The following is a 13094-nucleotide window of genomic DNA, read 5'->3' on the forward strand; positions in this document are numbered from 1 at the left end:
CGCCACCGAATAGAAAGCAAAACGCCAGCACACGGCTGGCGTTTTACATGTTCAGGCTGCGATCAACGCGGCACGACCGGCTTGCGCGCAGGCTTGCCGCCCTTGCCCTTGGCCGCATCGGCGCGCTCCTTGGCGGCCTGCTTGTTGCGCGCCTGGGCCGCGGCCTTGGCTTGCTCGCGCTTGTCCCACGGGTTGCTGCCGTCGCTGCCACGTGGCGGCAGTCCGGTGTGCTGGGTGAGGATCCTGGTGGTGGTTTCCTTGGCGACCTTGTGGCTGCCGGCTGGCGTCGAGTTCTTGCGACGCGCGCTCTGGTAGCTGTCGGTGCTCGGCTGGTGCAGCGGGATCAACTGGTCCTTGCCTGGCCCGATCAAGTCGGCACGGCCCATGCGGGTCAGTGCTTCACGCAGCATTGGCCAGCCTTTCGGGTCGTGGTAACGCAGGAACGCCTTGTGCAGACGGCGCTGGTCTTCGCTCTTGACGATGGTCACCGCGTCGCTCTTGTAGGTGACCTTGCGCAGCGGGTTCTTGCCCGAGTGGTACATCGCGGTGGCGGTGGCCATCGGCGACGGGTAGAACGCCTGCACTTGGTCGGCGCGGAAGCCGTTGCCCTTGAGCCACAGGGCCAGGTTCATCATGTCTTCATCGGTGGTGCCGGGGTGGGCGGCGATGAAGTAAGGAATCAGGTACTGCTCCTTGCCCGCTTCCTTGGTGTACTTCTCGAACATGCGCTTGAACTTGTCATAGCTGCCAATGCCCGGTTTCATCATCTGGTTGAGCGGACCTTCCTCGGTGTGTTCCGGGGCGATCTTGAGGTAGCCACCGACGTGGTGGGTCACCAGCTCCTTGACGTATTCCGGCGATTCGACGGCCAGGTCATAGCGCAGGCCGGAAGCGATCAGGATCTTCTTCACACCCGGCAACGCACGGGCGCTGCGGTACAACTGGATCAGCGACGAGTGGTCGGTGTTGAGGTTCGGGCAGATGCCAGGGAACACGCACGACGGCTTGCGGCACGCGGATTCGATTTCCGGGCTCTTGCAGGCGATGCGGTACATGTTCGCGGTCGGGCCGCCGAGGTCGGAGATCACGCCGGTAAAGCCCGGCACTTTGTCGCGGATCTCTTCGATCTCACGGATGATCGACTCTTCGGAACGGTTCTGGATGATGCGGCCTTCGTGCTCGGTGATCGAGCAGAAGGTGCAGCCGCCGAAGCAGCCACGCATGATATTCACCGAGAAACGGATCATGTCGTAGGCCGGAATTTTTTCCTTGCCATACGCCGGGTGCGGAACACGGGCGTAAGGCATGCCGAACACGTAGTCCATTTCTTCGGTGGTCATGGGAATGGGCGGCGGGTTGAACCACACGTCCACTTCGCCGTGCTTCTGCACCAGGGCACGGGCGTTGCCAGGGTTGGTTTCCAGGTGCAACACGCGGTTGGCGTGGGCGTAGAGCACCGCGTCGCCACGGACTTTTTCCACCGAGGGCAGGCGGATCACGGTCTTGTCGCGGGTCATCTTCGGGCTGGCCAGGATCTGCACGACCTTGGCTTCTTCCGGATCGTCCTGCGGCCCCTTTTCCTGCTCGATAGCGCAGGCTTGGGTGTCTTGGGTATTCACGTACGGGTTGATGATCTTGTCGATCTTGCCCGGACGGTCGATACGCGTGGAGTCCACTTCATACCAGCCCACCGGCGTATCACGACGGATGAACGCAGTGCCGCGCACGTCGGTGATGTCTTCGATCTTGTGGCCCCACGACAGGCGCTGGGCCACTTCGACGATGGCGCGCTCGGCGTTGCCATACAGCAGGATATCGGCGGTGGCGTCGATCAGGATCGAGTTGCGCACGCGGTCCTGCCAGTAGTCGTAATGGGCGATGCGGCGCAGGGACGCCTCGATGCCGCCGAGTACGATCGGCACGTTCTTGTAGGCTTCCTTGCAACGCTGGCTGTACACCAGGCTCGCGCGGTCCGGGCGTTTGCCGGCCATGCCGCCAGGGGTGTAGGCGTCGTCGGAACGGATTTTCTTGTCGGCGGTGTAGCGGTTGATCATTGAGTCCATGTTGCCGGCCGCGACACCGAAGAACAGGTTCGGCTCGCCGAGCTTCATGAAGTCGTCTTTGGATTGCCAGTTCGGCTGGGCAATGATCCCGACGCGGAAGCCCTGGGACTCCAGCAGCCGGCCGATGATCGCCATGCCGAACGACGGATGGTCAACGTAGGCATCACCGGTGACGATGATGATGTCGCAGGAATCCCAGCCAAGCTGATCCATCTCCTCCCTGCTCATCGGCAGGAATGGCGCTGGACCGAAACATTCGGCCCAGTACTTGGGATAGTCAAATAACGGCTTGGCTGTTTGCATGACGGTGACCGGTGTTGAGATGGAAAATCGCGGGCGCGGAATATAGCACAAATTTTGACCAATTCCGACGGTAATGGTCGGAATTGAGCAGACGAGTTATTCGTCGTCGTCGAAGTTGTAGCTGCCTGGCGCGAGGTTTTCGAAGCGGGTGTACTTACCAATGAACGCCAGGCGGATAAACCCGATCGGGCCGTTCCGCTGCTTGCCGATAATGATCTCGGCAATACCTTTGTGCTCGGTTTCGGGGTGATACACCTCGTCGCGGTACACGAACATGATCACGTCAGCATCCTGCTCGATCGCTCCGGATTCCCGCAAGTCGGAGTTCACCGGGCGCTTGTTGGGACGTTGCTCCAGGGAGCGGTTGAGCTGGGACAGGGCCACTACCGGGCAGTTGAATTCCTTGGCCAGGGCCTTGAGAGACCGGGAAATCTCGGAAATCTCGTTGGTACGGCTGTCGCCGCTGGAACCCGGGATCTGCATCAACTGCAGGTAGTCGATCATGATCAGCGCGATGTCGCCGTGCTCACGCACCAGGCGGCGGGTACGTGCACGCATTTCCGAGGGGCTGATGCCCGCAGTGTCATCGATGAACAGCTTGCGGTCGTTGAGCAGGTTAACGGCCGAGGTCAGGCGCGGCCAGTCGTCGTCTTCCAGCTGGCCGGAACGCACCTTGGTCTGGTCGATACGACCCAGGGATGAGAGCATCCGCATGATCAGCGATTCACCTGGCATCTCCAGGGAGTACACCAGCACCGTCTTGTCGCTGCGCAGCACGGCGTTTTCCACCAGGTTCATCGCAAAGGTGGTTTTACCCATGGAGGGACGACCGGCGACGATGATCAAGTCGGAGGGCTGCAGGCCGCTGGTCTTCTCGTCCAGGTCGGCATAACCGGTGGAAATACCGGTGATGGCCGCATCGGTGTTGAACAGCGTGTCGATACGGTCGATAGCCTTGGTCAACAGCTCGTTGACGCCTACCGGGCCGCCGGTTTTCGGGCGGGCCTCGGCGATCTGGAAGATCTGGCGTTCGGCTTCGTCGAGGATCTCTTCGGCGGTACGCCCTTCCGGGTTGAAGGCGCTGTCGGCGATCTCGGTGCTGATGCCGATCAGTTGGCGCAGCGTGGCCCGCTGGCGAACAATCTGGGCATAAGCCTTGATGTTGGCGACGGACGGCGTGTTCTTCGCCAGTTCACCGAGGTAACCGAGGCCGCCGACCTGGGAAGTCTGGCCTTCCTTGTCCAACTGCTCAGCCAGCGTCACCACGTCGATCGGCGAGTTCTGGTCGGCCAACTTGGCGATGGCGCGGAAGATCAGGCGGTGGTCATGGCGATAGAAGTCACCGTCCGAGACTTGATCCAGCACGCGTTCCCAGGCGTTGTTGTCCAGCATCAAACCACCGAGCACGGCCTGTTCGGCCTCGATGGAATGCGGCGGCACCTTCAGGGCAGCGGTTTGCAGATCGTATTGCTCAGGAGCTGAAATATCGTTCATGGCCACTTGGAATTTGGGGTGTGTAGAAAAACAAAAGGCACGACCTGTAAACAGGATCGTGCCCGATGTTAACTGGCTGGCACGCGGGGTGCCAGTCAGTTAGGTGCTGCTTAAGCTGCTACCACGACAACGCGTACGGTGGCTTCAACTTCGGCGTGCAGGTGCACGGCTACGTCGAATTCGCCTACGTTGCGGATGGTGCCGTTCGGCAGACGAACTTCGCTCTTCTGCACTTCAACGCCGGAGGCGGTCAGTGCATCAGCGATGTCGTGGGTGCCGATCGAACCGAACAGCTTGCCTTCGTCACCAGCGGTGGCAGTGATAGTCACTTCCAGCTCAGCCAGTTGGGCAGCGCGAGTTTCGGCCGAAGCTTTTTTGTCTGCTGCTGCTTTTTCCAGCTCAGCACGACGCTCTTCAAACGCAGCCAGGTTGGCAGCGGTTGCAGCGGTGGCTTTGCCGTATGGCAGCAGGTAGTTACGACCGTAGCCGGCCTTAACGTTCACTTTGTCGCCCAGGTTGCCCAGGTTGGCGACTTTTTCCAGAAGGATCAGTTGCATGTGAAAATCCTCTAACTTTTAACCTTCACCGTTCGCGTTATCGGCGTCTTTCGGCGCCAGACGACCGCGAAAATCAATCAGGCCGTCGACAATGGCCAAAACCACGAGTAACGGATAGATCAGCTGCATGAACACCAGCATCGTTACGTACATCCCCACCAGCCAGAACCTGGCCAGGCGCTTCTGCGCGACCAGCCCGTGAATCAGGGCCAGTCCGGAAAACACCAGCGGTACGCTGCAAAACAGCATCAGCAAGGTGGCATGTGAACCGAAGTACGGTCCGACCACCATGAGTGCCAGCAGCAACATCGCCGGGCCCACGGGGATTCTGATACTGCGAAACTCGCGACCAAAACCACCCGGGTTGTACAACAACGCCTGCCAATATCGCCCAAGCATCAGGCTCAGCAAACTGACGATCTGCATCATTACCGCCATCAGGCCGATCAGGGCCGGCGCAATCAGTGTTGCCAGTCGCGCTCGCTCTTCTACCGACAGCTGCTGGTAGAGTTCCCCGAGGGCCATCGGCAGGATCTTGACGATCTCTTGCGACAGCGCCTCGATCTGCGGGCGGAAAGCCGCGTCAATCAACACCGAAAACACCAACCCCAATGCCACGCTGACCAGCAGCGTGCGGACCCAGGACTCACTTGCGCGCAAAACCAACGCAAGGCTCGACGACCCCAGCAGTACCAGAAGTACCTTGGGTTCGCCCAGTTGCAGCCACCAGATCAAGGCGGCCAGCACTCCCAGGGCCAGGACACCAACGGCATCCTGCAAACCGCGCCGCAGGAGCACAAGGCATCCAGCGGCAGCACCCAACCAATACAACAACGGCAATGCTGCACATCCAGCCACTACCAGAGTGGCCTGCACGCGACCGCGCATGATGAACTCAGCTAAGGCGCGCATGCATTCAATCCCTTACTACTTGTCGACTGCCCGGTCTCAGCGGCCGTGGCTGTCGGTGTAGGCCAGCAGGGCCAGGAAGCGGGCGCGCTTGATAGCGGTGGCCAGCTGACGCTGATAACGTGCTTTGGTACCGGTGATACGGCTTGGAACGATTTTGCCGGTCTCGGATACGTAGGCTTTCAGAGTGTTGAGATCTTTGTAATCGATCTCTTTCACGTCTTCAGCGGTGAAGCGGCAGAATTTACGACGACGGAAGAAACGTGCCATTTGATAGGCTCCTTAAAAGGTCCGTGGATTACTCGTCAGCGTTATCGCTGTTGTCGCTGTCATCACTATCAGCGCTATCAGCGCCTTCGTGCTCAGGACGGTCGCGACGCTCACGGCGCTCACTGCGGTTTTCTTCAGCCTTGAGCATCTCGGATTGGCCGGTAACGGCTTCTTCGCGACGGATGACCAGGTTACGGATCACTGCATCGTTGTAGCGGAAGTTGTCTTCCAGCTCGGCCAGGGCCTTGCCAGTGCACTCAACGTTCAGCATCACGTAGTGAGCCTTGTGAACATTGTTGATTGCGTAGGCCAGTTGACGACGGCCCCAATCTTCCAGACGGTGGATTTTGCCGCCGTCTTCTTCGATCAGCTTGGTGTAACGCTCAACCATGCCGCCGACTTGCTCGCTTTGATCCGGGTGGACCAAAAAGATGATTTCGTAATGACGCATGAATGCTCCTTACGGGTTGTAGCCTGCCGCTCAAAAACGGTCAGACAAGGAGTGAATGACACTTATGGACCTTGCCGCAGGGAGGCACATCAGTGCCTGCCAGGAAGGCAAGGGGCGCAATTGTAGAGAAGGGGGAAGAAGCGTGCAAGGTGATTGGTGATTATTTGAACAGCGCAGCCGCCGCATCGACGCCAAACAACTGTGGGAGCTGGCTTGCCTGCGATGGCGGCGGTACTGGCAACATCTCTGTTGACTGGTACACCGTCATCGCGGGCAAGCCCGGCTCCCACAGAGTACTGCGTTGTTATCAGCCCTTCTTCACAGCCTTTCTGGCGCCACGCTGACGCTGGGCTTCAAACAGGCACACGCCGGTGGCAACCGACACGTTAAGGCTGCTGACGCTACCGGCCATCGGCAAGTGCACCAGGTAATCGCAATGTTCGCGGGTCAAGCGACGCATACCTTTGCCTTCGGCGCCCATGATCAGGATGGTCGGGCCGGTGAGGTCCTGGTCATAAATGCTGACCTCCGCCTCCCCTGCCGTGCCCACGACCCACAGGCCGCGCTGCTGGAGTTTTTCCAGGGTACGCGCCAGGTTGGTCACGGCCACCAGCGGAATCACTTCCGCCGCGCCACAGGCGACTTTACGCACGACCGGCGTCAAGGTCGCGGACTTATCTTTAGGCACGATCACCGCCAGCGCACCGGCAGCATCCGCCGAACGCAGGCAAGCGCCGAGGTTATGCGGGTCGGTCACGCCGTCCAGCACCAGCAGCAGCGGCGCACCTTCAGTGCGATCAAGCAGCTCATCGAGCATCGCCTCGCCCCAGACCTGGCTCGGGCTTACGTCGGCGACCACGCCCTGGTGGACGCCCTCGACCCACACGTCCATTTCACGACGCTCGGCCTGGCCGATGGCAACCTTGTTTTGGGTGGCCAGCTCGACCAGCGCTTGTACGCGCGGCTCGCTGCGGCCTTCGGCCAGCCACACTTGCTTGACGCGCTTGGGGTGATGACGCAGCAGTGCTTCTACGGCGTGGACGCCGTAGATTTTTTCCAGACTCATGACTTGGCCTTAGGTTTGCGCGACCCGCCGCTCTTGGCAGGGCCCGAACCCGCTTTGGGCGGGCCTTTACGGTGTTTACTGGGCTTGCTCGACGGCTTTTCCGCCCCGTGGGACTTTCCCCCAGACGCCGCTTTACCACCGCTTTTGGCTTCGTTGAGCAACTGCTGCTTCAACTCGCGACTCTTGCGCAGCTCGGCGTTTTTCGCCGCAGCGTCGCTTGGGCGGTAGGCTTCAGGGGCCTTTTCCTTGGTTGTCGAGCGACGGCCAGTTTTGGCTGGCGCAGGCTCGGCGGTCGCTGCTTTCGCAGGCGCGGCCTTGCCTTTGCTGGTCGGTTCGCTGCCACGTTTTTTACGGCTGCCCGGCGATTCAGCTGGCTTGTCGGACATGCCGAAGTCGATCTTGCGCTCGTCGAGGTCGACGCGCATGACCTGCACTTCCACGGTGTCACCCAGACGGAAGCTACGACCGGTGCGCTCGCCCGCCAGGCGGTGGTGCACAGGGTCGAAGTGGTAGTAGTCACCCGGCAAGGCGGTAACGTGCACCAGGCCTTCGACGTAGATGTCGGTCAGTTCGACAAACAGACCAAAGCCGGTCACGGCAGTGATCACACCCGGGAACGACTCGCCTACGCGGTCTTTCATGAACTCGCACTTGAGCCAGTTCACCACGTCGCGGGTGGCTTCGTCGGCACGGCGCTCGCTCATGGAGCACTGCTCGCCCAACTGCTCCAGGGCCGCTTCGTCGTACGGATAGATCCGTGCCTTCGGAATGGTCATGGCACCGGCGCGCTTGACGTGCGGGGTGTTTTGCTTGGAGTGGATCACGCTGCGGATTGCACGGTGCGTGAGCAGGTCCGGGTAGCGGCGAATCGGCGAGGTGAAGTGGGTGTACGCCTCGTAATTCAGGCCGAAGTGGCCCTGGTTGTCGGCGCTGTACACAGCCTGGCTCAGGGAACGCAGCATGACGGTCTGGATCACGTGGTAATCCGGACGGTCCTTGATGCTGGCCAGCAGAGCCTGGTAGTCCTTCGGCGTCGGGCCGTCCTTGCCTTTGTGCAGGGACAGGCCGAGCTCACCGAGGAAGGCGCGCAGTTTTTCCAGGCGCTCCGGCGGCGGGCCGTCGTGCACACGGTACAGCGCAGGGATCTCGTGCTTCTTCAGGAATTCAGCCGTGGCCACGTTGGCCGCCAGCATGCATTCCTCGATCAGCTTGTGTGCGTCATTGCGCGTGGTTGGGGTGATCGCAGCGATCTTGCGTTCGGAACCGAAGACAATCCGGGTTTCCTGGGTTTCAAAATCGATCGCGCCACGCACGTGACGGGCACCCAGCAATACCTTGTACAGCGCGTAAAGCTGCTTGAGGTGCGGCACGACATGGCCGTACTCACCGCGCAAGGCTTTTGCTTCGCTGGTTTTCGGCTGTTCCAGGATGGTGCTGACCTTGTTGTAGGTCAGGCGGGCCTGGGAGTGGATCACCGCTTCGTAGAACTGGTAATCGGTCATTTCGCCGGTTTTCGAGATGGTCATCTCGCACACCATGGCCAAACGGTCGACTTTCGGGTTCAGCGAGCACAGGCCGTTGGACAGCTCTTCCGGCAGCATCGGGATCACGCGCTCCGGGAAGTACACCGAGTTGCCACGCACCTGGGCTTCGTTGTCCAGGGCCGAACCGATCTTCACGTAGCTGGAGACGTCGGCAATTGCCACGAACAACTTCCAGCCGCCGGAGAACAGGCGCAGCTTGCCCGGTTTGGCTTCGCAGTAGACGGCATCGTCGAAGTCGCGGGCGTCTTCGCCGTCGATGGTGACGAACGGCAGATGGCGCAGGTCGATGCGCTTCTCCTTGTCCTTCTCCTCGACTTCAGGCTTGAGCTTGCGCGCTTCTTTCACGACGGCTTCAGGCCATACGTGAGGAATGTCGTAGGTGCGCAACGCGACATCGATTTCCATGCCCGGCGCCATGTAGTTGCCGACCACTTCGACCACATCGCCCTGTGGCTGGAAGCGCGGGGTTGGCCAGTGGGTGATTTTCACCTCGACGAACTGACCGACCTTGGCGTTGGCGTTGCGACCCGGGGTGATCAGCACTTCTTGCTGCACCTTCGGGTTATCCGGAACGACAAAACCGATGCCACCTTCTTCGAAGTAGCGACCCACGATGGTCTCGTGACCACGGGACACCACTTCGACGATCACGCCTTCACGGCGACCACGACGGTCCAGGCCGGAAACACGGGCCAGGGCACGGTCGCCATCGAACACCAGGCGCATTTGCGCCGGGCTCATGAACAGATCGTCACTGCCGTCGTCTGGGATCAGGAAGCCGAAGCCGTCACGGTGGCCGGCGATGCGGCCGAGGATCAGGTCGAGCTTGTCCACGGGCGCATAGGTGCCGCGGCGGGTGTAGATCAGTTGTGCGTCGCGCTCCATGGCGCGCAGGCGGCGGCGCAGGGCTTCGAGCTGGTCTTCGGTGGTCAGACCGAATTCTTCAACCAACTGCTCGCGGCTAGCAGGCGAACCCCGATCGGCGAGATGCGCCAGGATCAGTTCGCGGCTAGGAATAGGGTTTTCATATTTTTCCGCTTCACGAGCGGCCTCGGGATCGAGGGACTGCCAATCGGCCATTAGAGAGTTTTCACCTTGTCTATATGCGGGTTAGTTTGGCATACGCGTATTGAAACGGGAAATTTCAGACGTCAACAAGCTTTTAAAAGCCCTTTGCAGCCCCCGGCGCGCACCTTGCACGACCATTGGCGAAATTTTCCAGGCTTTTTTCATAGCAGGGCTTTACAGCTTAAAATCGCCTCCGTATAGTGCGCGCCATCGACGACGGCAACGTTGTCGGATAATGCCCAGGTGGTGAAATTGGTAGACACGCCAGCTTCAGGTGCTGGTGATCGCAAGGTCGTGGAAGTTCGAGTCTTCTCCTGGGCACCAAATTCAGATTAAACCCGCGAAAGCGGGTTTTTTCGTTTCAGGCCTTTGATTTTTAACGAAAAACTTGATTTATTTTTTCGAATCAGGGGTTTACAGATCAAAAAGCCCTCCGTATAGTTCGTTCCATCAACAGCGCAAGCGCTGCTGATAATGCCCAGGTGGTGAAATTGGTAGACACGCCAGCTTCAGGTGCTGGTGATCGCAAGGTCGTGGAAGTTCGAGTCTTCTCCTGGGCACCAAATTCAGATCAAACCCGCGAAAGCGGGTTTTTTCGTTTCTGGCGTTTAAAAACTCCGTCAGCAATTTCCCCCCTGCACCGCACTTGAGAAGTTTTATCGTTTATCCTTGCAATGATTTGTTGCACTCAAGTGAGGAACACCCCGGATGATGATCCGCGATACCCGTCTCAAGACATCCCTTCTGCGTGGCCTGACCATCACTCTGCTCGGCCTGACCCTGCTCTCACCCAGCGCCTATTCCGCCGACAAGGTGTCCCTGACCTTGTACAACGGCCAACACAAAGAAGTGGGCGATGAACTCGCCAAGGCCTTCGAGGCCAAGACCGGCATTCACGTCAACGTGCGCAAAGGCAGCAGCAACCAGCTGGCCAGCCAGGTTGTCGAAGAAGGTGACCGCTCCCCTGCCGACGTGATCTACACCGAAGAATCGCCACCGTTGAACAAACTCGGCGAACAAGGCCTGCTGGCCAAGATCGACGCCAGCACCCTCGACGTATTGCCCAAGGATTACGTGGGCGCCAATGGCGACTGGATGGGCGTGACCGCACGCACCCGCGTCGTGGCGTTCAACCCGAAATTGATCGCTGAAAAAGACCTGCCGAAATCGGTCCTGGATTTTGCCGGCCCCGAATGGCAAGGCAAGGTCGGCTTCGTGCCGACCAGCGGTGCATTCCAGGAACAGGCCGTGGCGATCATCAAGCTGCACGGTCGCGAAGCGGCTGAAGAGTGGCTGACCGGCCTGCGCGCCTTCGGCAAGGTGTACAGCAACAACATGGTTGCGCTGAAAGCCGTCGAAAACGGCGAAGTGGCCACCGTATTGGTGAACAACTACTACTGGTTCGCCCTGAAGAAAGAAAAGACCAACCTGGACTCCCAACTGCATTACTTCACCGATGGCGATGCCGGTGGCTTGATCACCGTATCTTCGGCGGCGGCGCTGAAATCCAGCAAGCATCCGAAAGAAGCCCAGCAACTGCTGGCGTTCATGGCCAGTGAAGAAGGCCAGCGCGTGATCACCAACACCTCGGCCGAATACCCGCTGCGCAAAGGCATGGAGTCGAACCGTGGTCTAAAGCCTTTCAGCGAGCTGCAACCGCCGAAAGTCACCCCTGCGGACCTGGGCAACGCCGAAGAAGCCCTGGACCTGGAACGTGACGTTGGCTTGAACTGATGAACCCATCGCTACCCGCCCCCGCCTTGCGTGGGGGTTTGCGCCCAAGGCGCAAGCGCCCTTCGATCTGGCTGTTGCTGCCCGTAGTGTTCCTGGTGGGCTTGAGCCTGCTGCCACTGGTCTATGTCGGGCTCAAAGCCTGGCAGGCTGGCTGGGCGGAGGCGGTGCACCTGCTTTGGCGGCCGTATGTGTTCGGGCTGCTGCGCAACACCTTGGCGCTGATGGTCGGGGTGACGGTGGCGTGTGGCGTGATTGGCTTGTCCTTGGCCTGGCTGCTGGAACGCAGCAACCTGCCGGGGCGGCGCATCTGGGGCGTGATCCTGTGCCTCCCGTTTGCGGTGCCGGCGTTTGTCAGCAGCTTCACCTGGGTGTCCCTTAGCGCCAACTTCGAAGGGCTGGGCGGGGCGATCCTGGTGATGAGCCTGTCCAAGTACCCGCTGGTGTTTTTGCCGGTGGCGGCAACCCTGCGCAATCTTGATCCCTCCCTCGAAGAATCGGCCCGCACCTTGGGGCTGAACCGCTGGGGCGTATTCTTTCGCATCACCCTGCCTCTGCTGTGGCCGTCGCTGCTGGCCGGCGCACTGTTGATCGCGTTGCACATGTTGGTGGAATTCGGTGCGCTGTCGATCATCGGGCTGCAGACTTTTACCACCGCGATCGACCAGCAATTCGAACTGGAATTCAGCAACGCGAATGCCGCGATGCTGTCGGCGGTGCTGCTGGTGATGTGCCTGACGCTGCTGTGGCTGGAGCTGCGCGTACGCGGCAAGGGCCGGCATGTCCGCATCGGCCAGGGCGCGGCGCGGCATGCGGAGCAGGTTCGACTGGGCAACTGGGCGCCACTGGGCCAGGCGTATTGCCTGGCACTGGCGATCATCGGCAGCGGCATTCCGCTGGGCATGCTCGGGTATTGGCTGGCCGTCGGTTCGTCGGCTGCGTTTCCGGTGGCCGAGATCGGTGAGGCGCTGCTGTCCTCCCTGGCACTTTCGTTGGGCGGCGCCGCACTGTGCCTGGTGCTGGCGGTACCGGTGGGGCTATTAGTGGTGCGCTACAAAGGCCAACTGGCCATTTGGGCTGAACGCTTGCCGTACCTGCTGCATGCGCTGCCCGGCCTGGTGATTGCGCTGACCCTTGTGTACTTCGCGCTGCACTACGTGCCGGCGCTGTACCAGACTTCGGCATTGCTGTTGATTGCTTATGCGCTGTTGTTTCTGCCATTGGCCCAGGCACCGATTCGCACCGCTTTGAACAAGGCTGCCCCGCAATTGGAAGAGGCCGCGCGTACGCTCGGCGCTTCGTCGTTCAGCGCATTTTGCCGGGTGACGCTGCCGATCATCTTCCCAGCGTTGGGCGCGGCGTTTGCGCTGGTGTTCCTGGATGCGATGAAGGAACTGACGGCGACGCTGCTGCTCAGCCCCACGGGGTTGAATACCTTGGCGACAGCGGTGTGGGCGCACACTTCAAATGTGGAATTTGCGGCGGCGGCGCCCTATGCGGCGTTGTTGATCCTGGTGTCGGGGTTGCCGGTGTACCTGCTGACGACCCGGATGTATCTGAGCCGCTGAGAGCGCTATCGCGGGCAAGCCCGACTCCCACGTTTGAAATGCATTCCAAGGTGGGAGCCGGGCTAGCCGC

Annotated in this window: 10 protein-coding genes and 2 tRNA genes; 4 read left to right on the top strand and 8 right to left on the bottom strand. The window is 60.3% G+C overall.

The window, feature by feature from the left end; genetic code table 11:
• Window positions 1-62 precede the first annotated feature (62 nt).
• From AC0IYN_RS07770 to rnr, 8 genes are all read right to left on the bottom strand, one after another.
• A complete protein-coding gene (locus tag AC0IYN_RS07770) occupies window positions 63-2366 on the bottom strand; it encodes a YgiQ family radical SAM protein (RefSeq protein ID WP_406598222.1) in 2304 nt (767 codons plus the stop codon).
• Between the two features lie 96 nt (window positions 2367-2462).
• On the bottom strand, window positions 2463-3860 hold the full coding sequence (gene dnaB / locus AC0IYN_RS07775) for a replicative DNA helicase (RefSeq protein ID WP_016976916.1): 1398 nt from the start codon (window positions 3858-3860) through the stop codon (window positions 2463-2465).
• Window positions 3861-3970: 110 nt separating this feature from the next.
• Window positions 3971-4417: a 50S ribosomal protein L9 gene (rplI, locus tag AC0IYN_RS07780; protein ID WP_003171376.1), complete on the bottom strand. Its 447-nt coding sequence runs from the start codon at window positions 4415-4417 to the stop codon at window positions 3971-3973.
• 18 nt (window positions 4418-4435) lie between these two features.
• On the bottom strand, window positions 4436-5329 hold the full coding sequence (locus AC0IYN_RS07785) for a YybS family protein (RefSeq protein WP_078046610.1): 894 nt from the start codon (window positions 5327-5329) through the stop codon (window positions 4436-4438).
• Window positions 5330-5365: 36 nt separating this feature from the next.
• Complete coding sequence (gene rpsR, locus AC0IYN_RS07790) at window positions 5366-5596, bottom strand: 30S ribosomal protein S18 (RefSeq protein ID WP_002551829.1); 231 nt, start codon at window positions 5594-5596, stop codon at window positions 5366-5368.
• A gap of 28 nt (window positions 5597-5624) precedes the next feature.
• Window positions 5625-6047, bottom strand: a complete 423-nt coding sequence (gene rpsF / locus AC0IYN_RS07795) for a 30S ribosomal protein S6 (RefSeq protein WP_003236224.1) — start codon at window positions 6045-6047, stop codon at window positions 5625-5627.
• Between the two features lie 307 nt (window positions 6048-6354).
• Window positions 6355-7113 (bottom strand): 23S rRNA (guanosine(2251)-2'-O)-methyltransferase RlmB, encoded by a 759-nt coding sequence (rlmB, locus tag AC0IYN_RS07800; RefSeq protein WP_406598223.1) that lies wholly within the window; start codon window positions 7111-7113, stop codon window positions 6355-6357.
• Window positions 7110-9737, bottom strand: a complete 2628-nt coding sequence (gene rnr / locus AC0IYN_RS07805; RefSeq protein ID WP_406598224.1) for a ribonuclease R — start codon at window positions 9735-9737, stop codon at window positions 7110-7112. The genes rlmB and rnr overlap by 4 nt, the downstream gene beginning before the upstream one ends.
• 225 nt (window positions 9738-9962) lie before the next feature.
• Between rnr and AC0IYN_RS07810 the strand changes: the two genes are divergently transcribed.
• The 4 genes from AC0IYN_RS07810 (at window position 9963) to AC0IYN_RS07825 (ending at window position 13024) form a co-directional block, all read left to right on the top strand.
• Window positions 9963-10049, top strand: a tRNA-Leu gene (locus AC0IYN_RS07810).
• Window positions 10050-10201: 152 nt separating this feature from the next.
• Window positions 10202-10288, top strand: a tRNA-Leu gene (locus AC0IYN_RS07815).
• Between the two features lie 145 nt (window positions 10289-10433).
• The gene (locus AC0IYN_RS07820; protein WP_457248584.1) at window positions 10434-11459 is read left to right on the top strand and encodes an iron ABC transporter substrate-binding protein; all 1026 of its coding nucleotides are present in this window, start codon (window positions 10434-10436) and stop codon (window positions 11457-11459) included.
• A complete protein-coding gene (locus AC0IYN_RS07825; protein WP_471840975.1) occupies window positions 11459-13024 on the top strand; it encodes an ABC transporter permease in 1566 nt (521 codons plus the stop codon). Before AC0IYN_RS07820 ends, AC0IYN_RS07825 begins: the two co-directional genes overlap by 1 nt.
• Window positions 13025-13094 lie beyond the last annotated feature (70 nt).

The sequence above is a fragment of the Pseudomonas sp. AC112 genome (assembly GCF_979253545.1).

What these genes read in the sequence shown, in the direction of transcription:
- AC0IYN_RS07770 (WP_406598222.1), bottom strand. Translation starts at nt 2,366, where the DNA reads ATGCAAACAGCCAAGCCGTTATTTGACTATCCCAAGTACTGGGCCGAA.
- dnaB (WP_016976916.1), bottom strand. Translation starts at nt 3,860, where the DNA reads ATGAACGATATTTCAGCTCCTGAGCAATACGATCTGCAAACCGCTGCC.
- rplI (WP_003171376.1), bottom strand. Translation starts at nt 4,417, where the DNA reads ATGCAACTGATCCTTCTGGAAAAAGTCGCCAACCTGGGCAACCTGGGC.
- AC0IYN_RS07785 (WP_078046610.1), bottom strand. Translation starts at nt 5,329, where the DNA reads ATGCGCGCCTTAGCTGAGTTCATCATGCGCGGTCGCGTGCAGGCCACT.
- rpsR (WP_002551829.1), bottom strand. Translation starts at nt 5,596, where the DNA reads ATGGCACGTTTCTTCCGTCGTCGTAAATTCTGCCGCTTCACCGCTGAA.
- rpsF (WP_003236224.1), bottom strand. Translation starts at nt 6,047, where the DNA reads ATGCGTCATTACGAAATCATCTTTTTGGTCCACCCGGATCAAAGCGAG.
- rlmB (WP_406598223.1), bottom strand. Translation starts at nt 7,113, where the DNA reads ATGAGTCTGGAAAAAATCTACGGCGTCCACGCCGTAGAAGCACTGCTG.
- rnr (WP_406598224.1), bottom strand. Translation starts at nt 9,737, where the DNA reads ATGGCCGATTGGCAGTCCCTCGATCCCGAGGCCGCTCGTGAAGCGGAA.
- AC0IYN_RS07820 (WP_457248584.1), top strand. Translation starts at nt 10,434, where the DNA reads ATGATGATCCGCGATACCCGTCTCAAGACATCCCTTCTGCGTGGCCTG.
- AC0IYN_RS07825 (WP_471840975.1), top strand. Translation starts at nt 11,459, where the DNA reads ATGAACCCATCGCTACCCGCCCCCGCCTTGCGTGGGGGTTTGCGCCCA.